21 protein-coding genes are annotated in these 23,371 nt (G+C 67.5%); 7 read left to right on the top strand and 14 right to left on the bottom strand.

Annotated features, from left to right (window positions below):
* Positions 1-30 precede the first annotated feature (30 nt).
* Both VM681_03030 and VM681_03025 read right to left on the bottom strand, forming a co-directional pair.
* A complete protein-coding gene (locus tag VM681_03030; GenBank protein HVL86970.1) occupies positions 31-744 on the bottom strand; it encodes a matrixin family metalloprotease in 714 nt (237 codons plus the stop codon).
* A gap of 79 nt (positions 745-823) precedes the next feature.
* Positions 824-2,068 (bottom strand): proteasome-activating nucleotidase, encoded by a 1,245-nt coding sequence (locus VM681_03025; GenBank protein HVL86969.1) that lies wholly within the window; start codon positions 2,066-2,068, stop codon positions 824-826.
* 222 nt (positions 2,069-2,290) lie between these two features.
* Here VM681_03025 and VM681_03020 point away from each other — a divergent pair, with 222 nt between their 5' ends.
* The 5 genes from VM681_03020 (at position 2,291) to VM681_03000 (ending at position 6,349) form a co-directional block, all read left to right on the top strand.
* Positions 2,291-2,797, top strand: coding sequence for a multiprotein bridging factor aMBF1 (locus VM681_03020; GenBank protein HVL86968.1), 507 nt, complete (start codon positions 2,291-2,293; stop codon positions 2,795-2,797).
* A 7-nt stretch (positions 2,798-2,804) separates the two neighbouring features.
* Positions 2,805-3,410 carry an L-threonylcarbamoyladenylate synthase gene (locus VM681_03015; GenBank protein ID HVL86967.1) on the top strand — a complete coding sequence of 202 codons (606 nt, stop codon included), beginning with the start codon at positions 2,805-2,807 and terminating at the stop codon, positions 3,408-3,410.
* Complete coding sequence (gene map, locus VM681_03010; GenBank protein ID HVL86966.1) at positions 3,400-4,320, top strand: type II methionyl aminopeptidase; 921 nt, start codon at positions 3,400-3,402, stop codon at positions 4,318-4,320. The genes VM681_03015 and map overlap by 11 nt, the downstream gene beginning before the upstream one ends.
* Before the next feature lie 134 nt (positions 4,321-4,454).
* Positions 4,455-5,024: a DUF4082 domain-containing protein gene (locus tag VM681_03005; GenBank protein ID HVL86965.1), complete on the top strand. Its 570-nt coding sequence runs from the start codon at positions 4,455-4,457 to the stop codon at positions 5,022-5,024.
* A 203-nt stretch (positions 5,025-5,227) separates the two neighbouring features.
* Entirely contained in the window at positions 5,228-6,349 is a 1,122-nt protein-coding gene (locus VM681_03000) for a helix-turn-helix domain-containing protein (GenBank protein ID HVL86964.1), read from the top strand.
* 258 nt (positions 6,350-6,607) lie between these two features.
* Here the strand turns inward: VM681_03000 and VM681_02995 are convergent, their stop codons facing one another.
* The 4 genes from VM681_02995 to VM681_02980 form a co-directional block, all read right to left on the bottom strand.
* Entirely contained in the window at positions 6,608-6,826 is a 219-nt protein-coding gene (locus VM681_02995; protein ID HVL86963.1) for an LSM domain-containing protein, read from the bottom strand.
* A gap of 33 nt (positions 6,827-6,859) precedes the next feature.
* The gene (locus VM681_02990; GenBank protein ID HVL86962.1) at positions 6,860-8,800 is read right to left on the bottom strand and encodes an ATP-dependent DNA helicase; all 1,941 of its coding nucleotides are present in this window, start codon (positions 8,798-8,800) and stop codon (positions 6,860-6,862) included.
* A 469-nt stretch (positions 8,801-9,269) separates the two neighbouring features.
* Positions 9,270-10,886, bottom strand: coding sequence for a winged helix-turn-helix domain-containing protein (locus VM681_02985; protein HVL86961.1), 1,617 nt, complete (start codon positions 10,884-10,886; stop codon positions 9,270-9,272).
* Positions 10,887-10,997: 111 nt separating this feature from the next.
* Positions 10,998-11,405 carry a DUF6015 family protein gene (locus VM681_02980; GenBank protein ID HVL86960.1) on the bottom strand — a complete coding sequence of 136 codons (408 nt, stop codon included), beginning with the start codon at positions 11,403-11,405 and terminating at the stop codon, positions 10,998-11,000.
* Between the two features lie 179 nt (positions 11,406-11,584).
* Here VM681_02980 and VM681_02975 point away from each other — a divergent pair, with 179 nt between their 5' ends.
* Positions 11,585-11,965, top strand: a complete 381-nt coding sequence (locus VM681_02975; protein HVL86959.1) for a 30S ribosomal protein S8e — start codon at positions 11,585-11,587, stop codon at positions 11,963-11,965.
* Between the two features lie 9 nt (positions 11,966-11,974).
* On the top strand, positions 11,975-12,304 hold the full coding sequence (locus VM681_02970; GenBank protein HVL86958.1) for a signal recognition particle subunit SRP19/SEC65 family protein: 330 nt from the start codon (positions 11,975-11,977) through the stop codon (positions 12,302-12,304).
* A gap of 141 nt (positions 12,305-12,445) precedes the next feature.
* Here VM681_02970 and VM681_02965 read toward each other — a convergent pair whose 3' ends face one another.
* From VM681_02965 to VM681_02930, 8 genes are all read right to left on the bottom strand, one after another.
* On the bottom strand, positions 12,446-17,230 hold the full coding sequence (locus VM681_02965) for a CARDB domain-containing protein (GenBank protein ID HVL86957.1): 4,785 nt from the start codon (positions 17,228-17,230) through the stop codon (positions 12,446-12,448).
* 763 nt (positions 17,231-17,993) lie between these two features.
* Positions 17,994-18,434 carry a type IV pilin N-terminal domain-containing protein gene (locus VM681_02960; protein HVL86956.1) on the bottom strand — a complete coding sequence of 147 codons (441 nt, stop codon included), beginning with the start codon at positions 18,432-18,434 and terminating at the stop codon, positions 17,994-17,996.
* Positions 18,435-18,446: 12 nt separating this feature from the next.
* A complete protein-coding gene (locus VM681_02955) occupies positions 18,447-18,959 on the bottom strand; it encodes a type IV pilin N-terminal domain-containing protein (protein HVL86955.1) in 513 nt (170 codons plus the stop codon).
* A gap of 204 nt (positions 18,960-19,163) precedes the next feature.
* On the bottom strand, positions 19,164-19,604 hold the full coding sequence (locus tag VM681_02950) for a type IV pilin (GenBank protein ID HVL86954.1): 441 nt from the start codon (positions 19,602-19,604) through the stop codon (positions 19,164-19,166).
* A 168-nt stretch (positions 19,605-19,772) separates the two neighbouring features.
* The gene (locus VM681_02945) at positions 19,773-21,215 is read right to left on the bottom strand and encodes a DHH family phosphoesterase (protein HVL86953.1); all 1,443 of its coding nucleotides are present in this window, start codon (positions 21,213-21,215) and stop codon (positions 19,773-19,775) included.
* A gap of 118 nt (positions 21,216-21,333) precedes the next feature.
* The gene (locus tag VM681_02940) at positions 21,334-21,738 is read right to left on the bottom strand and encodes a CoA-binding protein (GenBank protein HVL86952.1); all 405 of its coding nucleotides are present in this window, start codon (positions 21,736-21,738) and stop codon (positions 21,334-21,336) included.
* The gene (locus VM681_02935) at positions 21,735-22,583 is read right to left on the bottom strand and encodes a hypothetical protein (GenBank protein ID HVL86951.1); all 849 of its coding nucleotides are present in this window, start codon (positions 22,581-22,583) and stop codon (positions 21,735-21,737) included. The genes VM681_02940 and VM681_02935 overlap by 4 nt, the downstream gene beginning before the upstream one ends.
* A 150-nt stretch (positions 22,584-22,733) precedes the next feature.
* Positions 22,734-23,371, bottom strand: a 638-nt coding sequence (locus tag VM681_02930) for a hypothetical protein (protein HVL86950.1), incomplete at its 5' end; no start/stop codon positions are given.

Here is a 23,371-nt window from a genome sequence, read left to right as displayed (position 1 = left end):
GATGTTGGATGCAAGCTTCGACGCGCCAAACTACGGCAGGGGCGGGGGCCAATGGGCCGCGCTGCCGCAGTTCGACTGCCGGTAGTCGCTCGCCGAGATCGTGACCGTGCCGCCGCTCTCGCGCCCGAGGAGTCCGCCAAAGACTCGCTCGAGCGCAAGGGCGTTGAGGTTGCTGGGACACGGACGGGGGGAACCAAAGCCGCTTCCCATGGGGTCAAACGCGGGCGAGTATTCCACGTTGTTGTGGAAGACGTGATCGAGCCCCAGGCAGTGGCCGATCTCGTGGAGCGCCACTTTGTACAAGTCGTCCCGCCCCTCCGTCGGGCGCTGCGTGGGCGCAAACGCGACGCAGTACTTGCCGGTGGGGCAGGTCACCTCGACAAAGCACGGATGAAAGGCCATGAGGCCCTGGGGCACCACGAAGATCTCCACGTCGTGCGCCTCAAAGCCGGGGTCCGGACCGCCCCAGATTCCCGGGATGAGGGCCCGGATCTCAAGCTCGCTTTGGAGCCACGGGGGCGCCAGCTGCGCGATGCCGCGCTTCCACGATTGGAGAGCGTCCAGGATGGCGTTTCCGAACAGGGGGTCGACCGTGCCCAAGACGAGCACGTCGAGCTTCGCCGTGTCCCACGTGAACCACACGGGCAGCTCGTACACGTGGTCCGCCTGCGCCCCCGGAGCGCCGAGGGACAGTCCTAGGCTTGCGATCGCAAGCGCCGCGAGGAACCGGTCGCTTCTCCGCATGTCAATGCCACTTCCCGACCCTCGCGTGGGACGGGGACCTCAAGAAGGTTCTCGTCGTTTCCGTGGACGATGGCCGCCTCTACGCGAACGCCGCGTCCTTGACGACCTTCTGCGACTCCTTCATGGCCGCGCCGCGGACCTTCTCGACGGCGCGCTCGAAGTCGCCCCATCGGACGACGTCGCGCCCCTCGCGGATGGCGAACATTCCCGCCTCCGTGCAGATGGCCTTGATGTCGGCGCCCGTCGCGCCGTGCCCTGCCAGCGCCGCCAAGCGCGTGGCGTCGACGCCCTCGGCAAGCTGCATCTTGCGCGCGTGGATCTTGAAGATCTCGGCTCGGCCGACGAGGTTGGGCAGAGGGACCTCGATCAACCGGTCGAAACGGCCCGGCCGCAGGAGGGCCGAGTCGAGCATGTCCGGGCGGTTCGTCGCCGCGATGATCTTGACGTCGCCGCGCGCCGAGAAACCGTCCATCTCGGCGAGGAGCTGCATGAGCGTGCGCTGCACTTCGCGGTCGCCGCTCGTGGAGGCCTCGTAGCGGCTGGCGCCCACGGCGTCGAGCTCGTCGATGAAGAGGATCGAGGGGGCCTTCTCGCGCGCGAGCTGGAAAATCTCGCGCACGAGGCGCGCGCCCTCGCCGATGTACTTCTGGACGAGCTCGCTTGCGACGATGTGGATGAACGTGGCGTTCGTCTCGCGCGCGACGGCCTTGGCAAGGAGGGTCTTGCCCGTGCCCGGCGGACCGTGGAGGAGGACGCCCTTGGGGGGCTCGATGCCCACCTTGGCGAAGACCTCGGGATTCTTCATGGGAAGCTCGACGGCCTCTCGGATCTCGCGCACGGGGTCGGCCATGCCGCCGATGGCGTCGTAGCCGACGTCGGGGCGCTCCACGATCTCCGCGCCGTAGACGAGCGGGTCCATCGACGGCGGAAGGATCGCGACGACGGAGAGGGTCTGCTGGTTGAGCGCGACGCGGGACCCCGGGACGAGCTGCTTGCGATCGACGCTCTCGGCCGCGTGCACGACGAAGTGGGGCCCCGTCGAGGATTTGAGGACGACGCGGCCGTCGGCGAGCGCGTCCTTCACGTACCCGACGATCAGGGGGGGCGTGCGCAGCTTCTCGATCTCCGCGCGCACCTGCTTGAGCTCGCGAGAGAGGCGCTGGTTGTCGATCTCGGTGATGCGGTACTGGTTCTCGAGGCGCCGCTTCTGCTCGCGGAGTTGACCAAAGCGCTCCTCCAACGCCCGGACCTTGTCTTCCAGGAAGCGAGAGTACTCCTCGCCCTCCACCTCCGCGACGGTCTCGACCTCGGTTTCCTCGGGCATCAAGTCACCAACGAACGCCTCGCCCACCATGACGGTGGGAAACCCGCCCCCCGTTCGCCTTCTCCATATTTCAACCTTTTCGTACGGTCCTTTCAAGTTCGGGAGATCGGCTGGAGCCTCTTCCGTCGACGCCGGCAAGCTCGCGTTTTCGAGCGTCCACCCGGCCCCCGCCGCAGGCGGGTGGTCAATACCTTCAAGCGGCAAAAGCGCGTAGGCGCGTCGATGCCTTGCGAGATGTGCGGAGCGGAGGCGCCGCTTCGCCGAGCCACGATCGAGGGGACCCCCATGATGGTGTGCCCCTCCTGCGCCCGGTTCGGCGTCGAGCACGTGGGGGCGGAAGGGGAGGTGACCGGGCGCTCGCGGGTCGTCGACAGCCTCCAGCGACGGGCCGCGCGTTCCCGGGAGCGGGACGTGTTCGCCGAGATGGGCACCGAACTTGCCGCCGACTACGGCGAACGCATCCGGAAGGCCCGCCAGCGCAAGGGCCTCACGGTCGAGGACCTCGCCAAGAAGCTGAACGAGAAGGCCACGTTCCTTTCGAAGGTCGAGCTTGGCCAGCAACGCCCCAGCGACGATCTCGCAAAGCGCCTGGAGCGCGAGCTTGGGATCACGCTGCGGGAGGCGCCCGAGGCCACGGCCGCCTCGCCGCCGCCGGGCGGCAAGAAGGCGGGGGGACCCGTGACGCTCGGGGACCTCCTGAAGGAGAAGCTCTCCGACAGGGGGCCCTAGAACGGGCATTGCAGGCCCGGCGCCAGACGCCGAGACCCTCCACGCCGCGCTGCGGGCGCTCTCCGACGGGGATCTCGTCGTCTACCCGGGAGACCTCGCGTACCTGCTGGGTGCCGACGCGCTGCGCGAATCGCCGATCGAGCAGGTGTACGAGGCCAAGAAGAGGCCCGGTCGGCGCCCTCTCCCGGTCGCGGTGGCCGACCTCGACGACATGGGTCGCCTGGTCAAGCTCAACGACGCCGCGCGTGCGCTCGCGCAGCGGTTCCTGCCGGGTCCGCTCCTGCTCGTTCTGCCGGCCAAACCTGGGCTTCCCGACGTGCTCCTTGGCGGCGGGGGCTCGCTTGGCGTGACCGTGCCCGCGCAACCCGCCGCGCGAGCGCTTGCGCGCTCCTTTGGCCCCCTCACGGCCACGACCGCCGCCCGGGAAGGCGACGCCGCGCCGCAAACGCTCCGGGATGCTCGCGCGGCAGCGGGCGGAGCGGCACGGGCGTTCCTGGACGCCGGGGTCCTGGTCGGGGGAAGGCCGACCGTCGTGGACGCGACGGGGCCGCGGGCAAAGGTTATCCGCGAGGGCACGATTTCCGCGGCGGAGCTTGGCCTGCATGGTCCATGACCACGACGACGCGCCCGACCCCGATTGGCAGGAGAAGGCGAAGAAGGCGGGCGCCATCGCCGGAAAGGCGCGCGCGCACGGCGCAACGCTCCTCCGCGAGGGCGCAAGGCTCCTCGACGTGGCCGAGGAGATCGAGGCCTTCATCCGCAAGGAAGGGGCCCAGCCGGCGTTTCCCGTGAACCTTTCGATCAACCACGACGCCGCGCACGACAGCCCCCGCCCGAAGGACCCGCGCACGTTTGCGCCCGGCGACCTTGTGAAGCTCGACGTGGGAGCGCACGTGGACGGCTACATCGGCGACACGGCCGTCACGGTCGAGATCGGCACGCAACGGCACGCTCGCCTCATCGAGGCGTCCCGCGAGGCCATGCTGGCCGCCGTGCGCGTCGCCAAGGCCGGCACCAAGCTCTCCGAGATCGGCGCGACGATCGAAAGCGAGATCCGCAGCCGGGGCTTCGAGCCCATCGTGAATCTCACCGGGCACAGCATCGAGGTGTACCATCTGCACGCCGGCGTGTCGGTCCCCAACGTCGCGCGCGGGCACGGCGTCCTGCACGAAGGCATGGTGATCGCGATCGAGCCCTTCGCGACGACGGGCGTCGGCCGGATCAAGGAGGCCGAGGACGGCAACATCTACCATTTCCTGGCCAACAAGCCGCAGCGCAACCCTCAGGCAAAGAAGCTTCTCGCGTACATCGCCGAGCGACACCCCCACCTGCCCTTTGCCGCGCGATGGGTCGCCGGCGCCGTGGAGGAGCGTTGGTTCGACTACGCGCTTCGGCTTCTGCTGCAATCCGGAGCGATTTCCTCGTACGGGGTCCTTCGGGAAGCGGGCAACGGCATGGTTTCGCAGGCCGAGCACACCGTCCTTGTCGGCCGCGACGGCGCGACGATCACGACGGTGCCCTGAAACTACTGCGCGGATCGAACGGGCGGACGGCGGCGGCTCGATTCACGATGCGCGCCGCGCGACGACGCCGATTGCAAGCATTTGTGAGGCGATTCGCACACGGCTTATGATGGCAAACGCCGCATCGCCCAACCATGCGCGCTTGGATTCCCTTGGTGCTCGCCTCGTCGATTGCCTCCCCGATGCTCGTCCCTCTTCTGCCGGCCCATGCAGCCGAAGGGCTGGGCGACCTCCCCATCGTCCAGACGCCGCTTAAGACCGCAATCGGGGACTTCGCCGAACACCGCCACCTCGTGGACGCAAACGTGGGCTACCGCTTCATCCCGAAGGTCGACGGATTCATCGTCGGGCTTGGCTCAAGCTGCGCGCCGGGCGAACGAACCGTGCGATTGTACCGCGAAAGCGACGCCGCTGAGCTCGCCATGGCTGCGGTTTCGACGATCCAAGCCGGCGTATGGAACTACACCGAGGTGTCTCCGGTCCTCGTATCCTCCGGCACATCCTACGTCGTGGCATCGCGCTCCACGGGGGACTATTGCCTGACAGCGGTGGAATCCTGGCCGATCGAAGGAACCGCGGTTCGAATCGAGGCCGGAGTCGGCAACGGCAATCTGGCAACGGACGCGATGCCGCAGGAATCGACCGGCTGGAACGTCCTTGGCCTTCCCGACGTGAAGTTCCTTCCTCTAGGGATCTTCCCTTGAAACGCCCTTGACGCGCGTTTGTGAATCGGTTCGGAAAAGTTCTATGGCGCCCGCGAGCCCGGCGCCAAAACCCTTATGAGTCCTCCGGGGCACGGGCAGCCGGGAGAGGAATGGACGGGTCAAGACCACGGCGCGCGCTTGGGCTCGCGCTTTGGCTCGCTGCCGCCGTCGCCTTTTGGGCGATGCCTTCGGCCGGCGCCGGAATGCTGCTTGCCACGTCCTGGTCAAGCGTCGACCCGGCCGACCCACTGCCCGGCCAGATCGACGAGCCGCCGACCTTTTCCAACTGCGAGCAGAAGGCGTGGGTTTGCCTTGATCTGTGGTCCCCGGGCATGCCGATCCGAAGCGACGTGTTCGAGCACGTCGGGCTCGTGGCCGCGCACGAAGCTGCCGCGTCGCACCTCGACGCCACCGATGGAGCCGCCGTGCAGCACGGGCTCGACGCTCCGGCAATCACAGACGCCTGGCGGGGTAAGCTCGACTTCTCGGCCGATCTCTTGCGATCGTGCACCTCAATCTTTGGACCCTCCCGGGAGCGGTGGGGGGCGCATTGCGTCTCCGCCGCCTCTCCGCTTGCCTTGCCGGGGAAGGGAGGAACTTCCGCCCCGGTCGCTGCCCTGGGCTCGACCGCGCGCGAGATCGAGCGCGCGGGGGAAAGCGCGCTTGCGCAGACGCTTTCCAGCCTCGCGGCGGGCGCAACGCGAGCCGACGAGGGCCCGGCTGCCGTCGGCGGAGCCGGCGTGCGCGACGGGCCCGCGACTTCCCGTTCCACCTCGCTCCTTCGCGCGGATCCCGACCCGCCCAAGCTGCCAGTGCTTGGAATCCTCGTCTCCTCGGTTGCCGCCGTCGTGGCCGTGGCGCTGTATTCGCGCCTTCGCGCCGACGGAGTCGCAAGCCAGCGCGTCCGCGGGCAGGTGCTTGCCCTCCTTGTCGGCCGGCAGCTCACCGCCGCGGAGGTCGCTCGGGAGCTCGAAGTCCATTACACGACCGCCCAGTACCACCTGCGGCTCCTCGCCCGGGCGCACTTGGTGCGCCCCCGGACCCGTCGCGCCCGCGTCTACTATGCGGCGGCAGGCGAGGCCACGTCGACGGAAATCCTCTCGCCCTCCGCGCGGCGCGTGTTCGATGCCGTCTCTCGCGAACCGGGTGCGTCGGTCGCGCGGATCGCCGAGGTCCTGGGATTGTCGCCGTTCACGGTGCACTACCAAGTGCGCCGACTTGAGATCGAAGGCGCCCTTGCCATCCGGCGCGACGCGCGGCGGCTTGCCTTGTACCCGGCGGCAGGAAATCCGAGGCACGCTTCCCGCGCCGAAGTTCCCACGTGAACCAAGCGCGCGGCGCCGCCATGCAACGATGATCATCGGCGGTTTTGTCAAGAACGATCGAACGAGGTAGCCGTGCGACTAGAGGAGAAAAAGTGGAAGGGTGCGCTGGCCTCACTAGGAGGGGATGGGATGCACTTAACAACTACCAGCCGGGCCCTTCCGTAGGGCATATTTCGCCTAGTCTATATATATAGGTTGCGAAACGGTTTCCCTTTTCCCCATATAAACTGCGAACGAATTCCGGTCGCGTCGCGGTTCTCAGCCGCGAGGCGAAATCGTTTCGACGTTGTTCCCCCGCAATACGACCGTACCCAGGCGTCGCGACGTCTCCTGCGCGCGCTCCTCCGTCTCCTCCAGCACGAGATTCATGTACTGATCGTACCCGACGAGCTTGCCTTCCAGCGTGCGCCCCCCCTTGAGCTGGACGGCAAGCCGGCGGTTCATCACGCGTTCGAGCACGTCCAGGGGAAGCGCCACGGGGAATCCTCGCATCGCAAACGCGCGGCCGCGTCAAAGCCTTTGCGTCGGAACCTCCTGCGCGAAGAAGTCGAGCACGTCGCGGAGCGGATCCTCGCAGGGCTCCAGGCCGTCGAGGACGGAGGCCAGGCGCTCGGCCCGATCGTCGAGAACCACAAGCGCGCCGCGGTCCTGCGGCGAGCGGATGAGACGGCCCGCCGCCTGCCGGACCTTCCGCTGCATGGGCGCGTGGATCGCGTACTCGAACCCTTTGCCAAACCGCAGGTCGAAGTACCGCTCCAGCGCGCGAAGCCGATAGGTCGGGCGGGGGTAGGGTAGCCCCGCGACGACCACGAGCTCGAGCTCTCCGGCGGGAAAGTCGAGGCCTTCGGAAATGCGGCCTCCCAGGACCGCAAAGAGCGCGCCGCCTTCGCGCTTGAACGCCTGGATGCGTCGCATGAGCGCCTCCTGGCCGAGGTCTTCCTCTTCGAGGAACACGCGCGGAAGCCGCGTCAAGCGCGCGGCCTTGCGCATGAGCGCGTGGCTCGTGAAGAACACCGCGGCGGGCCGGCCCGCGCCGTTTACCATGCGATCGATCTGGGCCACCAGGCGCGGAAACAGCATGGGATCGCGTGACAACGCCTCGTGGCGCGTCGAAAGGTCGCGCACGTAGCGCGCAAGACGGTTCTCCGGCGGAAAGGGGGACGGAAAGCTCGCCAGCCGGGTATCAGGCGGCAAGCCCACGGCGTCGCGGTATTCCTGCAGCGGCGTGAGCGTGCCGGACAAGTGGACCGTCGCGTGGGCCTCCACGAGGGGCTGGCAGGCCGCCGCGGCATCCAGCGAGGCAAGGACGAGACGAGGCGGGTCGCGCGCCACCACCTGGATGCATCCGGGCGGCTCGCAGGCGGCCCACGCGACGAGGAAGGCGCCGACCGATCCGGCGTACGAGCGCGGCATGCGCGAGGCCTTGCGCTTGCGGACCCGCACGCTCTCGCCGTACGCGATCAACGCGGCGACGGCCTTGGCAAGCGTTCGGCTCGTCGTGCGCAGGCCCGAGAGGAGGCGTGCCTCCAGCTCCCCTTCGGGCAACGGTCCGTCCTCGTCGGCCACGTGCTCGCGCACGAGATCCTCCACGGCGGCCCGCAGCACGGAAAGGAGGCGTGACGCAGGGACGCCCTGCAGGGCGACGTCGCCAAACTCGCGCGTCTCGGCAAGCGCGCGGTCGATGGCGGCAAGCGGCAGCTCGGCCCCGCCAAGTTCGCGCGCGTACGCCGGAAGGTTGTGCGCCTCGTCCACGACCACGACGAGGTCGCGAGGCCCGCAGCGCATCCACGAAAGGAGCGCCCGGCGCAGCGGGGCGTGGAACCAATAGGGATACGACGCCACGACAAGGGTCGCCGCCGGCAACAGTTCGCGAGTCGCCTCGTACGCGCAGCAGCCCTCCGCCAAGGCGGCGGCGACGATGTCCTCCGCCGACAGGACCTCCCGACGCGCCAGCGACAGGAGCGCCGCGGAACGTCCCGCGAGGGTCGCTCGGTAGTAACGGCAATCGGCCGGACCCACGACCGGAAGCGCGTCGTCTGCCAAGTCCGGATCGGAGGCCACTGCCCCTTCCGTCGCGCGCTTGCGGTCGCGGCACATGTGCGCAAGCTCGTCCGTCGAGGCGTGCTCGAACTCGGCGTCCTCGCGCGCCAGCAAGCAAAGGTGCCGCCGACCTTGGAGGCCTACGGCCGTCCACGTCGCGGAGGGATCGGCCGTTCGAAGACGCCGAAACTCTTCGAGCACATGCCGTTGCTGGCTGTTGGTTCGGGTGAGGTACAGAACGCGCTTGCCGAGGCGCTCGGCGGAAGGGAGCGTGCCGGCGAGCACGCACACGGTCTTGCCGGTCCCGGTTCCAGATTCGAAAACGAGGTGAGCCCCGGCGCGGCAGGCTTCCTCGACCCGCTCGACGACCTGCGCCTGGTGGGGGCGAGGCGGGTAGGGGAAGGGATGCACGATCCGCCAGCGTCCGCGTCGCTATAAGAAGAGCGCGGCGGGACGCCGAAAGTTTCGATTTCGCCACGACCGCCCGGCCCCGCTTCGCATGCGAGGGCCGGGTGCGGCCGAAGGCGAAGGGACGCACCGGCGTGACAGCCGGGGCCGCGCGATCCCGCCCGGCCGGAGGGACACAACGGATGGCAGAGGGGATGACCGGGGGCGGGCGCGTGGCGGTTCCTTCGTCAAGCCGGCAGGAGCGCCTCCAGAGACCTCATGGGCCGGATCTGCGCGTATCCGGCCGCGACCATCGCTCGCTCGAGGCCGCACTGTCCGGATTCAAACAGCCAGCAGCCGGCGCAAGCGGCGCCGTCTGCCGTACCTGTCCAACCCAACGCGCACTCCGAATCCATCGTCTCCGGAGGTTCCATCGCACCCGGCCCATAAAGCGTGGAGCGCGGGCTCGCCGAAAGTGCCGGTGCCGGCCCGTTCACCGATCGTGCGGCCGCCAGCGCCGGCGCGCGCCGAGCACGACTGCCACGCCGCTGGTCACAAGCGCGCCTTGGAGAAGAACGGGCAGAGCGTCCTCGACCGGCGCCACGTCCAAAGCGGCAAATGCGGGACCGGCGCCCGACCGCCATGCAAACGGGGGCATTCCGGAGATCGCAACGAGATGTTGGGGCTGCGTCGTGCGCACGGGCGCGAACTCGACAAGCCGCCCCTCGCCGGGCGCCAGCGTGACCTCCTGCCGGTCCACCTCGCGTCCGTCCACGCGCAAGAGGACAAGCTCGCGGACGGGGCCGGTTCCCTGGTTGTGAAGGTAGGCGCGGAACGTCGACTCCAGCCCGCCGCCGCCCGAAGCCACGCTGAAGGTGCGGGCCACCGCGAAGTACTGCACGTTTGCGGTCCCGGCCGCCAACGACCAGGACTCGCTGCGTCCCGCCACGAGGAACAGCTCGCCGGGCGTCGAGGGGCGGACGACGAGCATCGCCCTTCCGTCGGCCTCCGTGAGGCCCTGGGCCAGCACGTGCCCGCGCGGGTCCCGGATGTGCACGGGAACGGCGGCCACGGGACCGCGCACGGGGTGCTCGATGCGGACCTCCAGCGCGTTCACCTGGCCAGCAACAAGCCGCCCAGGAACGAGGTGCGCATGCGGCGCCTCGATGGGAATCTCGCCGTGCGCCGCAACGAGCTCGCTGCCATCCTGCGGGGCGCGGTACGCGAACCGAAGCACGCCTTGGGCAAGCGGGCTCACCACGAAGGAAGCCTCTCCGCGCTCGCCGACTTGCACCTCCGGCGCGTCGACGGCCGACCCCGGCGGCAGGAGGAGCACGAGCGTTCCGCCGGCCACGGGGCCTTGCCCGACGCGCACGACGGCGTCCACGCGGTAGGCGTGGTCGACCCCGGCCAGCAGGACACTCGGGCTTGCGACGATGGAAGGGGATTCGACGCGCGCTCCAACCGGCGCGAACGCGACGGAACGCCCGTCGACCTCGCCCGAAACCGCGAACCAGAACTCGCCGGCCGGCAGCGTGGCTAGGAACGTAAGCGTCGAGCCGGACACGCGAGCGGCGGGCTTGGCAAGCACGTTGGCCTCAAGCGGTTCGGGCCCGTCCAAGATCTCGACGGTGGGCGCAGCCAGGGGGCGCGAAAGCGCAAGGCTCCACGTCGTGGGAGCGCCCGCGATCGCCTGTCCGCCTGCCAAGGTCGCGACGGGCGCCTCGTGGACGAGCCCCGGCAAGAAGGGACCGGCCGTGGCGAAGACGAGCGCGATGGCGACCACGCCCGCCACGGCGGTGGCCGCGCCAAAGAAGGGCAGATCGTAGGTTCGCGAGGCGCCGGGAAGAAGGATGCTTTGGGCGCGAGCCGACAACTGGTAATAGACCCACTGGCGCTGCGGGCTCTCGACTTTGACGATGAGACCGCCGCCCACCATCTTGCCCAGATGCTCATGCAGGGTGGACTTGTTCAGCTCCATGACCCGAGCGAGCTCGCTTACGGTCATGCGGCGACCGGAAAGATGCTCCAGGATTTGGAGACGGGTCTGCGACGAGAGAAGCCGCAGGACCTCCGGGTCGGCCGTGACGTCGCGGACGGAGAACGCCATTCCGGCTCGTCCACCCGCTAGCCTTGACGTGCCATAAAGATTGCGTGGGCGTTCGGAGCTCGCCCAACGCCCGCAACGACGGAAAAAACGCGAAAACCCGGCCAAAACGGGCTACATGCGTGCGCGCGTCGCCCAGACGTCCTCGGGGAGCTCCTCGTAGATGGCAAACTCCTCGCTCTTCTGCGCGAGCTTCTGGCGGTGCTCGTCGGCTGCGCCCAGAATCTTGTCCTTGCGGAAGAGCCAGTAGTGCGTGCGCCACTCGCGACCGTCGTAGAGGGTGGTCTCCTCGCGTTCGGTCGTAAGGAGGCCCTCCTCCTCGAGAATGTAGAAGAGTTGCCGGTCCTCCGGCTCCAGGACGTTGTCGATGATCCGGTCGTTGAAACCGAAGATGTCCATCACAAATTCGGCGTCTCGGTCGGCCTCCTCCGGGATGAGACCGATCTTGTCTTGAATGGCCTGGCTAAGATCTTCGACCGTGATGATCTCTGCCTCTGCCTCCCTCCGTTGGATCCTCACCATGCTGCGCACCCTTCGATAGGTCCGAATATAAGTAGGTTTCGTATAGCTGGGAAACCCACTTTCCTCCCTATCTGCCTGGCCGGTGTGTGTTCGTAGGGCTTCAAGTACTTTTCGTGGGCCTTCTCTCCACCCGCCGAACCCTTAAATAGCGAACCTGGAATACGGAGCCGGTCATTCTCATGGCGCTCTGGCAAGGCATCTCCCGCCGCAAGCCCTCGGGCGGCCGGCTCCGGCCCGCCCACAAGAAGCGGAAGTTCGAGATCGGACGCGAGCCGCACCTTCCCACGATCGGCGAGGAGAAGCGCAAGAGCGTCCGGATCCGCGGCGGCCAGACGCGCATCCGCATCCTCCAGGCAAGCGTCGCCTACGTGACCGATCCGAAGACGAACAAGACCGTGAAGGCCGAGATCAAGACCGTCACGGACAACCCCGCCAACCCGAACTTCATCCGGCGGAACATCATCACCAAGGGAGCCATCGTCGTGACGAGCAAGGGCAAGGCGCGCGTGACCAGCCGGCCAGGCCAAGACGGCACGATCAGCGCCGTCCTCGTCGAGTGACGCCACGGGGTGCCCGTGGTCTCCAAGGGCGACGAGCGGTACGTTCTCTACCCATCCTACTTCGACCTCAACGAGCCCCGCCCAACGCGACGCGTCCCGCGCGAGCTTGCAGTCCGCGGGCCCACGAGCGAAGAGATCGCCAAGGCGGCGCTCGCGCTGAAGCTCCGCCCGGTCCTCGAGAAAGGACGGGCGCATCCGAGCCGGCCTTGGGAACGGCGGGGTCGTGTCCTCATCGAAGCGCGCGGGGCAAAGTCCGCCCTCCTGCACCAAGTCGCGGCCATCGTGAAAGAGGCCCGCGGCGAGCAGGCCGCCCCCAAGCACGTGGGGAAGGCCACGTAGGCCCCCGTTTTCTGGAAGACACACCCAGAGCACTAGCGTGCGCTAGGGGTCTTCGGTAGAAAGAAAAGAAGACGGGCGGCGCAAGGCCGCCCGTTTCGCCTTGGATGCATCGGCCGGCGCTGGGCCGGCCGAAGGTTCGATCTAGTTCTTGCGCCGCAGCACGAACAGCGCCGCGCCCAAGGCGCCGATGGCCGCAAGGCCCTCGAAGCCGGGCACGCCAGGACCGCGAGCGTTCACGGTCACGGTCTGAGCCGCCGTGTCACCGCAGCTCACCTGGGCTTGCCCGGCGGGGGTTCCCGCGGGCACCGTCACTTGCGCCTGGACCGTCTCCGACGCCTGGGCGTTCAGCGTCACCGGGACCGTGGCCACGGTTGCACCGTTCAGCTTGAACGGCACGTTCACCGAGCCGGCCGCAGTGCCGGTGTTCTGCACCGTGCAGCGCACCGTGACCGCGTCCCCGGCCGTGACCGTCGTGGGCTGCACCTGCAGGCCGCTGTACGCGAAGGTGCTCGTCGGCGGCTGGAAGGCGTTCACGGTCACCGTGATCGGGGTCGCGTCGCCCACGCGCACGCTAAGCGTGCCGACGTCCTGCGACGTCGTCGTGTAGCTGAGCGTCACCGGCTGGCTGGCGCCAGGCGCCAGGTTCACCGTGACTGGCGAACCGCGCTGGGCGCCGTTGATGATGAGCGCCACCTGCGTGGTTCCGTCCCGGCCTCCGGTGTTCGTGACGTTCACCGTTGCCACGATGACGTCGCCGGCCGTGACCGTGCGCGGCTGCACGTCGAAGTTCGTGTAGTTGAACGCCGCGCCCGGCGTCGGCTCGACCACGGCAAAGCTCGCCGTGGCCGACGCGTAGCCGGTCGCAGTCGCCTGCACGGAGTACGTGCCAAGCTGAGTCGGCACGAAGGTGTGCGTGGCCGCGTTCACGGTGATGTCCGCGCCCGAGGGCGGCGTGATGCGGATCGTAGGCGTCGCCGTGAGGGCGGCCGTCTCGTCCACGTCACGCACCGTGACCGTCACCTGGCCGCCCTGCTCGATGGACGTGCCGGGCGAGATGACGATCACAAGGGCGCTCGTGGCCACCGTCACGAACCGTCCCGTGGCCGTGCCGTTGATGAGCACGGGGCACAGGCCAGGCGCCGTCGGAGCCAGGCGCAGCGACGCCGCGCCGTTGGCGCCGGTCGTGGCGTTGCCGGACGCTCCGGGGCACTGAATGGCGATGTTGAGGCCCGACAACGGCAGGCCCTCGACGTCGCGCACCGTGACGGTCACGGTCGTCGCGCGGCCCGAAGCGATCTGGTCCGGCGAGATCGTGATGTCCGGGCTCACGACCGTGAAGGTGCCGTCGATGCTGGCAGCCGTCGCGCTCGTCGTCGCCATGGTGAACGTGAAGTTCACCACGCCGAGGTCAATGCCCGTCACGTTCACGCCCTGGCCGATCCAGCCGTTCGTCACGGTGAAGGTCGTGCCGTTCGTCCACGCCGCGCCAAAGGCCGAGACCCAGGCGTTGCCGTGGGACGTGTCGAAGTGGTTGACCATCGTCAGCGTGCCGTTGAGCGGCGCGCCCGTGAACGGGTTCGTCACGGAGACGTTCACGGTGATGTTCTGGAACGCCTCGACGGTGCCGATTTGCAGCGGCACCGAGTTCGGCGTGAACGCCACCGTCACGTTGCGGACGGTCACCTGCACGAGGCCGTCGAGGTTGTCGTGCGTCTTGCTCGTGTTGCGAGCGTAGACGAAGTAGATGCCCTCGGGGTCGACCTTCGTCAGGATGATCGACTTCGAGTAGTTGCCCGTGCTGGCTCGGACGCCGCTCGCGGAGGCCGTGAACGTGCGCGCGAAGGCCGCGTCCGACAGCGTCGGAAGCGTGCCGTTGTTGCGCAGGTCCGCGACTTCCTGGGTCGTCAGGAACCAGACGTCCGCGTCGAAGGGCAAGCCCAGCCGCGTGACGTTCACCTGGAAGACCGTCGGGTTGCCCGCGACCGCCTGCGTGTTGTTGACCGTCACCACGACGTCGTGGGTGGGAACAACCGCGATCTTGGCAAGCGCGTGCGAGATCTCCGAGCCGTCGGCGAGCTGCTGGCTTGCGTTCAGCACGATGTGCCGTCCTACGACGTCGGCGGACGCGTTGATGTACAACACCGTCACGGCGCCGGCACCTGCGTTGGTGCTGCCGTTCACGGTCACAGCGGCGCCGGTTGCGCCGAACGAGTCGAACACGGTGAAGCCCGTGAAGACGCGCGCGCCCGACTGGTCGAAGGCGGACACCTGGATGCGTCCGCGGGCCGGATCGCCGCCGGCCTCGCGCCACGTGATCGTCACGGTCGTATTCGTGCTCGTGCCCATGGTCGTCGGGGTGACTGTCATCACACCGCTCGTAACGGCCGCGCGGACCGGGATCGAGACCGACTCGTCCAGGGTGATGTTCGGATTGCTCCAGCGGAAGCGCAAGTCCACGCTACCGCCGGACTTCGTCGGCAGGATCTGCGCAAAGTAGCGGTTCGTCGTCGTGTCGTAGCCGATGCGCGAGGCCGACACGCAGATGTCGCCATACACGACAGCCCAGGCGTACGGGGTGCCGCAACGCGTCGTGCTCGAGCCCGTGGTGTCGAGACCAAAGAGCACGTCGCCCGAGATCGTGACGTTGGCGCCCGAGCGGTTGGACCGCTGGTGCAGCGCCGTGGTGTCCGTCACGCCCGTCGGCCCACCGGCCTCGCCGCCGAGGCGGCCGATGAACTCAAAGGTCAGGTTGAGCCCAGCCGCCGACGTGCCCGGATCGCCCGGCGGCACCACGCGCTCGATGAGGTTCGTGCCCGTGTTCGTGCGCGTGTCCCAAATGATTGTCTCGCCCTGCCGGATGACGACACCCGGCGTCGGCGATGGCACGGTAAACGCAACCGAGCCGATGTATTCCCAGCCGCTCACCGCTCCGGTCGTCCCGACTGTGTCCGCACGGACCTCGATCGAGTAGGTGCCGGTCTGCCAGACGCCGTTGGGCTGCAGCGTGATGTTGCCAGAACCGGGGCAAGAGATGTTGATGAACAGCGCGGTCGTGTCGTTGGCCACGTCCGTGATCGCACAGCTGCTGGGGGTGCTGCGCGTCGCATTCAGGTAGGCAAAGATCGCGTTGTCCCGCGTCACCGTGATGTTGAACTGCCGCGCGACGTCGAGCGTGCCCGTCAGGGTGCCCAGCAGGGACTTCCCGTCGCTCGCGAAGGTGAAGTTCGCCGTTACATTGCCCGTAGAGAATCCACCGGTCGCATTGTTCAGTGCGATCACCGCCGCCGGGGTGGTGGCCGTGACCGTCCAGTTCTGGAGGCCGGCGGCCGGGGCGCTCAGCGAGTAGGTGGTCGCGCCAAGCACGGCCGTGACCTGGTAGATCCCCGTTCCGTTGTTGGCGATCGGAATGTCGTTCACCGTGGCCGTGCCGTCCGCGGCCACCGTCGCGTTGCGGCGCGGGTGGTTCACGCCGGGCGTGTCCGTCGGGGCCCACACCTGGACGAGCGCGCCCTGGGCGGCCGTGCCGTTGGGCCAGGTCACGGTCGTCGTGATGCTGGCGTTGAACGACGTCTTCGAGTACACGACGGAGGCCGGCTGCGTGAGCAGCAGGATCTGCGGCGTGACGTTGACGTAGACGGTGAAGTTCTTGCCGACGGTCGAGCTCACGCCGTCCTGGATCCACCAGTGGCCAAGCGTGTCGAACACGATGTTCGACCAGGAGGCCGAGGGTCCGTCGCGGCAGGCGACGGTGATGTTGCCCGGCTTCTTGAGGCACAGCACGTCGCTTGCGGTCACGGCGCCGCTCACCTGGAGGCTGTGGGTCGAGTTGAACTCAACCGTCGCCGAGATGCCGGTGCGCGTGGCCGCCTCGTGGCCCACGAGGTTGTTGTTGATGCGAAGCAGGAAGGCGTCCTCGCCGCCCTCGTCGATGAGGGCGCGGGCGTCGAAGGTCGTCGGGACCTGCTCGACGGCGCCGGCCTTATCCGTAGCGCGCACGAAGAACTCGTAGTAGCCCGAGCCGTTCTGCAGCTGGAACAGGATGTTCGTCGTGTTGACGGTGTCCGTGCCGATGTCCGTGTAGACGGGCGTCGCCAAGACCCACTGCCCGGCTCCCGAGACCGACGGGTTCGTGTCGTACGTCTGGTTCAGGTTGTCGTCGGTCGTCTTGTTCCAGTGAAGGTAGAGCGGCGTCCATGCGTTCGTCTGCTGCGCAAATTGCGGGCCGCCAAAGGGAGCCTGCGAGAAGCGGTACCAGAGTTGGACGCTGTCGATACCAAGGAACTGGTAGTCGGACGCGTTGGCGTTGCGTGCCGTGACCAGGATGGTGTTGTTGGCGTTGGCCACGTACATGTCCGTGCCAGCGCTCGAAGCGCCCGTGAAGCCCGTGATGGTGAAGTCGGGAAGCGTTGGCGACGCGACGATCGAAATCTGCGTGTCCGCGACAGACTCCACGCAAATCTGGTTTACACAGGATTCGCTGTCGTCAACGTCTTCAACGTATACGTTGGCCGCGCCGAGCAGAGTCTTGCCGGGCACGGCGTTGGAGGCGAGCGTGAGGTTGATCCAGATGCGGGCCGTGACGCCATCGTGCACGCTGATCTTGGTGAACGTCGCGTTGTAGCCCGTCGTGATGAGGGTTTCGATGTCCCCCGCAGTGGTGGTTTCGCTGAAGCGGACGTTCGTTCCCGTCGTGCGGACGGTGACGTTGACCTTCGAAATCTGGGAGACGTCGATGCGGCCGGGGGACGTAGCAAGCGACACGCGCACTGCAGTGATGTTGTCGTGCGTATCGTCCGTTCCTTCGTCCGCCACGCTGATGCGCATTAGCGCGAACTCTTCGCCCGGCTTGGGGAAGTTCGCTGCGGCGTTCTCCGTGAACGTTTCGCCGATGATGGTGGCCTGGGCGCTTGGGGCAGTAATCGACAACACTGCCAGCGTACCCGCGATTGCCAAAGCGGTGTACGCGCCGATCTTCAGATTCTTGGATACGCCGTACATTGTGTTGTCCTCCATGATGCGTTGGATTGTGTGTCCCATCCCGGCTTTTTTTCGCGGCCGAGGCGCGGCGCAGCGTAGGTTGTGCTGCGGCTGACGGACCCGGTAAGAATCGTTCCCTCATTTAAGCGTGTCGGTTTTATCGGTATTAATCGATGGAAATACATGAAAATGCGCAGCGAGCGCGGAATCGGTTCGATCGTTCTTGGTTTCTCCATAGCGGAAAATGCATTCCAAACGAACGCTTGCTTCGCGCCGAAGTCTCCACTTGAAGCACGCGAAATCGTGCGTTTCGGACTTTCGGGATACCGGGCGTTTTTCCGAACGGGATCGAACCATCGGGCGTGTCGGGAGCCGCGATCCGATGGGCGCCGACGCAGCCGTGCGTAGTTGTGGCATTCTCACCCGCCACATTGACAGGTTCACCCTTTGCAAACCGGTTGCCCGGAGCGCCGAACGCTTTGAGAAGGTTGATGACGGGTTACGAGGGCGCCGCGATCGTTCCCTCGGCCGAGACACCTGCCGCCGCGCCGCGCCGGCCCGCGAAGCCGCGTGCGCTCTGCCCGCGGCAGGTCGCCAAGCCGTACACTAACGAGCGCGACGATCAAAAAGAAGAGGAGAAGCGCCGGCCGCCAACGGCGGCCGGAGCTGCCCGAAGCCCGCGCCGCGCGCGAGCTCGACGCGTTTGCGAGACTTACGGGGTCGCTTCGTCGCAGCGGACCGTGCGGCTTGCAACGACGCTGTTGCGCAGGGTCACGATGATCTCGTTGTTGCCCTGCGTGCAGTTGAGGAACAGCGACGTGCCGCTCGTCCACGCCGTGCTGAAGGCCGCGGAGGTGCCTTGGTCCGTGTACAGCGTCGCCGGCGCGCCGTTGTTCGTTACCGTCACCTGGGCGGCCGCGAAGGACTCGGCGGTGTTCGAAAGCAGCAGGCGTATCGTGTCCGACTGCACGTCGCCGTCGCTGTCCAACGTATCGACGACGACGGTCGCCTGGACGCCGGCGTCCTGCTGGCTGCTGAAGCTCGTGACCCAGATGTAGACGGTCGCCGCCAGGACGACGGTGATGGCCACCATGAGGATGACGGCAATCACCGGCGAGACGGCCTCGTCTCCGCGTGCTTGGTTGGCTTTCATGGTGTATCCTCCTTATTCGTCGCAGCGGACGCGGGACGAGTGGACCACACTGTTCCGTACGGTGGCGACAACTTCGTTGTCGCCGGGGCCGCTGCAGTCAAAGTACAGGGAACGGCCGTTGGCCCACTGGCCCACCACCGTCAGCGTGTTCGTGTTCAGATCGCAGAACGTCGCTCCGGTGCCGGTTCCGGCAACCGTCGCGTTGGGCTGAACCAGGCAGATGTTGGCGTGCGCCACGGCGGTGCCGTTGACCGTGATGACGATCGAGCTTGCCCCAAACGCCTCCGGAGCGTTCGACAGCAGGAGCCGAATCGTGTCCTGCAGCGAGTTCGTGCTCGGGTTGCGGTTGATGGCCGACGCCTGCACGCTTGCCTGCGTGGGCGCCTGCTGGTTGCTGCTGAAGCTCGTGACCCAAATGTACACCGTCGCCGCGAGGACGACGGTGATGGCGACCATGAGGATGACCGCGATCACCGGCGAAACGGCCTCGTCGTTCTCGTGCGAGAATCTGCGATTGGCTTTCATGCGGACGCCTGACCCTTCCGAGGCCGAAACCGGGAGGGATAGTATTTGGCCGTTGCGCAAAAGAACCAAATAGAAAGTTTCCCCCCCGCGAGACGCCGTTCGATCCATTTTGGATTTGTCAACGCAACCCCGTGACGTTGTCACGGTCGCGCAGCGAAAAAGAGAAGGCCGGGCGCATCGCGCCCGGCCACGGGCGGGGAGCCCCTAGCACCGTACGGACTGCGCGAGCACGACGCTGCCGCGGATGGTCACCACGAGGTTGTGGTTGCCGCCGCCGGGCGTGCACGCGACGTACAACGCGCCGCCGTTGCCCCACTGGCCGGCCGAGGCAAGCGTCGTCGTCATGGCCTGGTTCGTGTACGCGGTAGCGCTTGCTCCGTTCACCGTGACGGAGACCTGATTCTCCGGGAACGGCGCGTCGGCCGCGTTTGAGAGCAGGATCCGGATCGTGTCCTGCTGGGCGCCGCTTCCCGTGCGGTTGAGCGAGGTCGCCTGCACGCTCGCCTGCACGCCCGCGTCCTGCTGGCTGCTGAAGCTTGTCACCCAAATGTACACGGTCGCCGCGAGCACGACGGTGATGGCCACCATGAGGATGACCGCGATCACCGGCGAGACGGCGTCGTCGTCGTTCGAAACCTTGCGCATTCCCCTACGCTTGCTGGGTTCCACCTTGCTGACCCCCGGCCTCTTGCCAGACGCCGCCGTATTTGGCCGTTCTCCCAAAGAAGCAAATACGCCTTTCAGGCGGTTCGAGGAAGTTTTGTTTTGGAAGCGGGTGTCGTTTCGCGCGCCTTCCGCCCGGCGGCCGCGCCGTCACGCCGTCGGGTTTGCGGACGAGGACACGTTGGGCGCCTCGATGCCGACGATGCGGAAGAACTGCTTGCGCACGGCGTCCTTGGCAAGGCGCAGCAGCGCGTCGTGGTCCTCCACGTTTCCGAAGATTCCAAGCTTGATCTGGCCGCCGGCGCTCTGCGCGTGGCCGCCGGCGTTCTGCTTGCCAAAGGCTTTCTCCATCTGCTCGCCGAGGTTGATGCGCACGTCGTTTGAGCGCGCGCTCATGTGGATCACGTCGTCGACGATTCCGAAGACGAGAACGGTGTTCACTCCCTCGAGCTGCAGCAGGAAGTCGGCGGCCTGCGGCAGCGTGTCGCGGTCGTGGATGAACTCGGCGCAGGAGAGAAGGTGCGAGCCGTAGACCTCGCGGTTGCGGATCGCGCGACCGAGCACGTCGACCGTCTCGCCGGCCATGGGGGGCGTCTCGATCTTCTCGAGAAGGGCCATGTCCGCGTACGCGGAGAGGAACGTCGCGGCCGCCATGTCCTCGGCCGTGGCGCCCCGCGTGAAGCCGCGCGTGTCCGTGCGGATCGCGTACAGGAGCGCCGTCGCCAGGCGCGGCGAGACGGGCACGTTGAGCTGCTGAAGGTACTTCGTGAGGATCGTGGCCGTGGCGCCCACGCCCTCGCGCACGTCGACGAAGTCGGCGACGGCGTCCTCCTCGTCGAGCGGGTGGTGGTCGAACACGACGGCGGGCACGATACCCGGCGGAAGGACGTTGTTCTTGCCGGGGACGCCGCACTCGACGAGCGCGATCTTGTCGTGCCGGCGCACGTAGTCCATCGGATCCTCCTTGGGCCCGATCTCCGTGAGGCGGATCGAGAGGAGGTTCACGAAGGCGCGGTTCTCCTGGTGGCCGACCTTGCCGCCGTGGTAGAGCTCGGCCGTCGTTCCGAGATGCTCGCAGATCGCCTGCAACGCCATGCCCGAGGCCATCGCGTCGGGATCGGGCGAGCTGTGCAGCACGATGGCAAGGCTGCGCGCGCCGCGGATGATGTTGGCAAGGGCGGAGCCGGCCTTCTGCACCTCGAACTCCTGCAGCTCGCGGATGACCGAGCGCGCGATGACCTCGCTTGGGCGAACGATGCGGTCGGCGCCGGCCTTCTCGAACGCCTCGGCGGAGACGGGGTCGATGGCGCGGACGACGACGAAGGCTTCGGAGACCTCGCCCTTCAACCACTTGAGGGCAGCGAGGTTGCCCTCCATGTTGGAGCCAAGGAGGAGAATGGCGGTGGCCTGCTCGAGCTCCTGGCGGAAGGGGTCGAGCCGCTCCATGTCGCAGACGGCGGCGTTGAGCTCGCCGTCGCGCAGGTCCTCGACGCGCTTCTTGCTCTTGTCGAGGATGAGGATCTCTTTGCCGCGATCGCGCAGCATGCGGGCGACGTTGAATCCGACCGACCCGCAGCCAATGATGACGTACATCCCGGTGGCTCCGCTAGACGACCCAGTCTATATAATGATTGACGGCGGCGTAAATAGCTACTCGGAAGCGGGCAAGCGGACCTTCCCCGATTTTACTGCGCAGTTGCGCAGTAATGCCTCAGCGCAGCAGGCGATGCGTGACGCGCACGCAGGCGTTCTCGACGTAGGCCATTCCGGACTCGCGCGCGATGCGGGCGGCCTCCCCGCTTGCAAGGCCCGTCTGCAGCCACAGCGCGCGCGCGCCCTTGCGCGCGGCCGCCCGCGCGATCTCCGGCGCCTCCTCCGCGGGCCGGAACACGTTCACGATGTCGATCTCGCCGGGAACCTCCGCAAGCGACGCGTACGCCTTGCGGCCGAGGATCTCGGGCGCCGTCGGGTTCACCGGCACGACGTCAAACCCGTGCTCGAGGAGGTACTTCGGGATCTCGTGCGCATCCTTTCCCGGCGTGGCCGAGAAGCCGACGACGGCGATGCGGCGCGCGCCGCGCAGGATCGACGCCGGGTCCGCGGGCGCGCCCGTCACGAGCTCACCGGTCCCACGGCGCGGAAGTCCTCCGTGCCGCGCCGCGTCGCCTGGTAGAAGAAGTCGAACGTGGGCTCGGCGTTGGAGCCGTCGGCCGTGCGCACCGTGCAGTGGTCGGGCCCCTTCGACGAGACGTAGAGCGCCGGGCCGGGGCTCGTGAGCGTCACGATGCACGTGTAGAACGCCGAGGGCGCGTTGGACACGAGGAGTTGGATGGCCTCGGGAAACGTGATGTTGGCCGTTCCGTTGGCCAGCCGGTGGCTTCCGCGGACGAACACGGTGGCCTCGATGCCTTCCGTCGCGGCCGTTCGAAGCTCGATGGGCCCCGAAGGCGTGGTCGCGATCGAAACCGTTCCCACGTGGTGGGTGGCCGTCACGTTGCCGTTCACGAACAGCGGCGCCGAAAGCGCGAACAGGGAGAGCGAATCGACCCACCGCAGCCATTGGCCGGCAAAGTCGCCCGCGTCGAAGAAGAAGATCGCGCTGTCGCGGTCGGGGCCCACGGCGTTCACGGTGATGTTGCCAAACGTGACGAGGATGCCCTCAGCGACGAGCGTGCCCGGCGGCACCTCGATTGCGTTGCAGGCGCCGTCGCACGCCTGGACCGTGTGCCCCGCCCGCAGCCGGTCGCCGACGCCCACGCGCACGGTGGCGTTTTCGGGGTCCGTGCGAACCTCGATCCCGTTCTCCCCTTGGATCGTGACGTTGCCGCCCGCAGAGGGACCCACGCCCGAGAGGCTGCGGATGCCAGGGCCGTCGCCTCCTCCGGGCGACAGGCACCCCGCAAGCGGCGCGGCGAGCACGGCGATCGCAAGCAGGACGATTCGAACAGCGGAGGCGGACATGGTCCCTACCCGCCGCCGGATGCGGCGGGTGGGGATAAGGGTTTGCGGCCGCCGCGGCGAAGCGTTGCGCGACTCAAGCTTACGCTCGGGGGAACTAGGAAGAACGAGGGCCGGCGCGCGAGGGAACGCGCGCCGGGCGATCTCGTGCTCCTACGGCAGGTAGTTCGAGATGACAAACCAGTTGGCGCCGTCGCTCATGAGCACGAGGCCCTCCAGCTTGTTCTGCGTCATCGCGAAGTCCGCCGCGCCGTCGATGTTGCCAGCCGCGGGCGTCACGATGTAGTTGAAGTCCGCGTTGAGGACGGTGACCTTGATGGTCAGGATCCTCCCGGCGCCTGCGGTGACGGCGCTTGGAATGTTCAACACGCGGTCTGCCGACAGGGCCGCGGTGTCCAGGAAGACCGCCGTGGTCCCAGCGGCGACCGTTTGCGCCGCGTCCGTGCTGAAGGTTTCCGCTGCGCCTCGGAGCCCGCCGGTTGCGGTGAGAACGCCCGTCACGGTGAGCGCCGCACTTGTCGTAACGCCAGACGACGCCGTCAGCGTCATCGTGTTGGCGCCGCCCGACGCAACGGTCACGCCGCTGCGCAACGTCACGGCCTGCCCATCCCCAACCGTAAGGCCGTTGCTGAACGTCTTTGCGCCCGAGATCGCCTGCGTAGCCGTCGTTAGCACGAACTCCGAGGCGCAGCGGAAACCTTCAGCACGGACGCGGCGCAAACGGTCGCCGCTGGGACCACGGCGGTCTTCCTGGACACCGCGGCCCTGTCGGCAGACCGCGTGTTGAACAT

Source organism: Candidatus Thermoplasmatota archaeon (assembly GCA_035541015.1).
In the GTDB taxonomy this organism is placed as follows: Archaea; Thermoplasmatota; SW-10-69-26; order JACQPN01; family JAIVGT01; genus DATLFM01.
This window is presented reverse-complemented; position numbering and strand designations above follow the sequence as displayed.

Excerpts from the sequence above, each read along its gene's own strand:
- VM681_03030 (HVL86970.1), bottom strand. The coding sequence starts at position 744 with ATGCGGAGAAGCGACCGGTTCCTCGCGGCGCTTGCGATCGCAAGCCTA.
- VM681_03025 (HVL86969.1), bottom strand. The coding sequence starts at position 2,068 with ATGCCCGAGGAAACCGAGGTCGAGACCGTCGCGGAGGTGGAGGGCGAG.
- VM681_03020 (HVL86968.1), top strand. The coding sequence starts at position 2,291 with ATGCCTTGCGAGATGTGCGGAGCGGAGGCGCCGCTTCGCCGAGCCACG.
- map (HVL86966.1), top strand. The coding sequence starts at position 3,400 with ATGGTCCATGACCACGACGACGCGCCCGACCCCGATTGGCAGGAGAAG.
- VM681_03005 (HVL86965.1), top strand. The coding sequence starts at position 4,455 with ATGCGCGCTTGGATTCCCTTGGTGCTCGCCTCGTCGATTGCCTCCCCG.
- VM681_03000 (HVL86964.1), top strand. The coding sequence starts at position 5,228 with ATGCTGCTTGCCACGTCCTGGTCAAGCGTCGACCCGGCCGACCCACTG.
- VM681_02985 (HVL86961.1), bottom strand. The coding sequence starts at position 10,886 with ATGGCGTTCTCCGTCCGCGACGTCACGGCCGACCCGGAGGTCCTGCGG.
- VM681_02980 (HVL86960.1), bottom strand. The coding sequence starts at position 11,405 with ATGGTGAGGATCCAACGGAGGGAGGCAGAGGCAGAGATCATCACGGTC.
- VM681_02975 (HVL86959.1), top strand. The coding sequence starts at position 11,585 with ATGGCGCTCTGGCAAGGCATCTCCCGCCGCAAGCCCTCGGGCGGCCGG.
- VM681_02960 (HVL86956.1), bottom strand. The coding sequence starts at position 18,434 with ATGAAAGCCAACCAAGCACGCGGAGACGAGGCCGTCTCGCCGGTGATT.
- VM681_02955 (HVL86955.1), bottom strand. The coding sequence starts at position 18,959 with ATGAAAGCCAATCGCAGATTCTCGCACGAGAACGACGAGGCCGTTTCG.
- VM681_02950 (HVL86954.1), bottom strand. The coding sequence starts at position 19,604 with ATGCGCAAGGTTTCGAACGACGACGACGCCGTCTCGCCGGTGATCGCG.
- VM681_02945 (HVL86953.1), bottom strand. The coding sequence starts at position 21,215 with ATGTACGTCATCATTGGCTGCGGGTCGGTCGGATTCAACGTCGCCCGC.
- VM681_02935 (HVL86951.1), bottom strand. The coding sequence starts at position 22,583 with ATGTCCGCCTCCGCTGTTCGAATCGTCCTGCTTGCGATCGCCGTGCTC.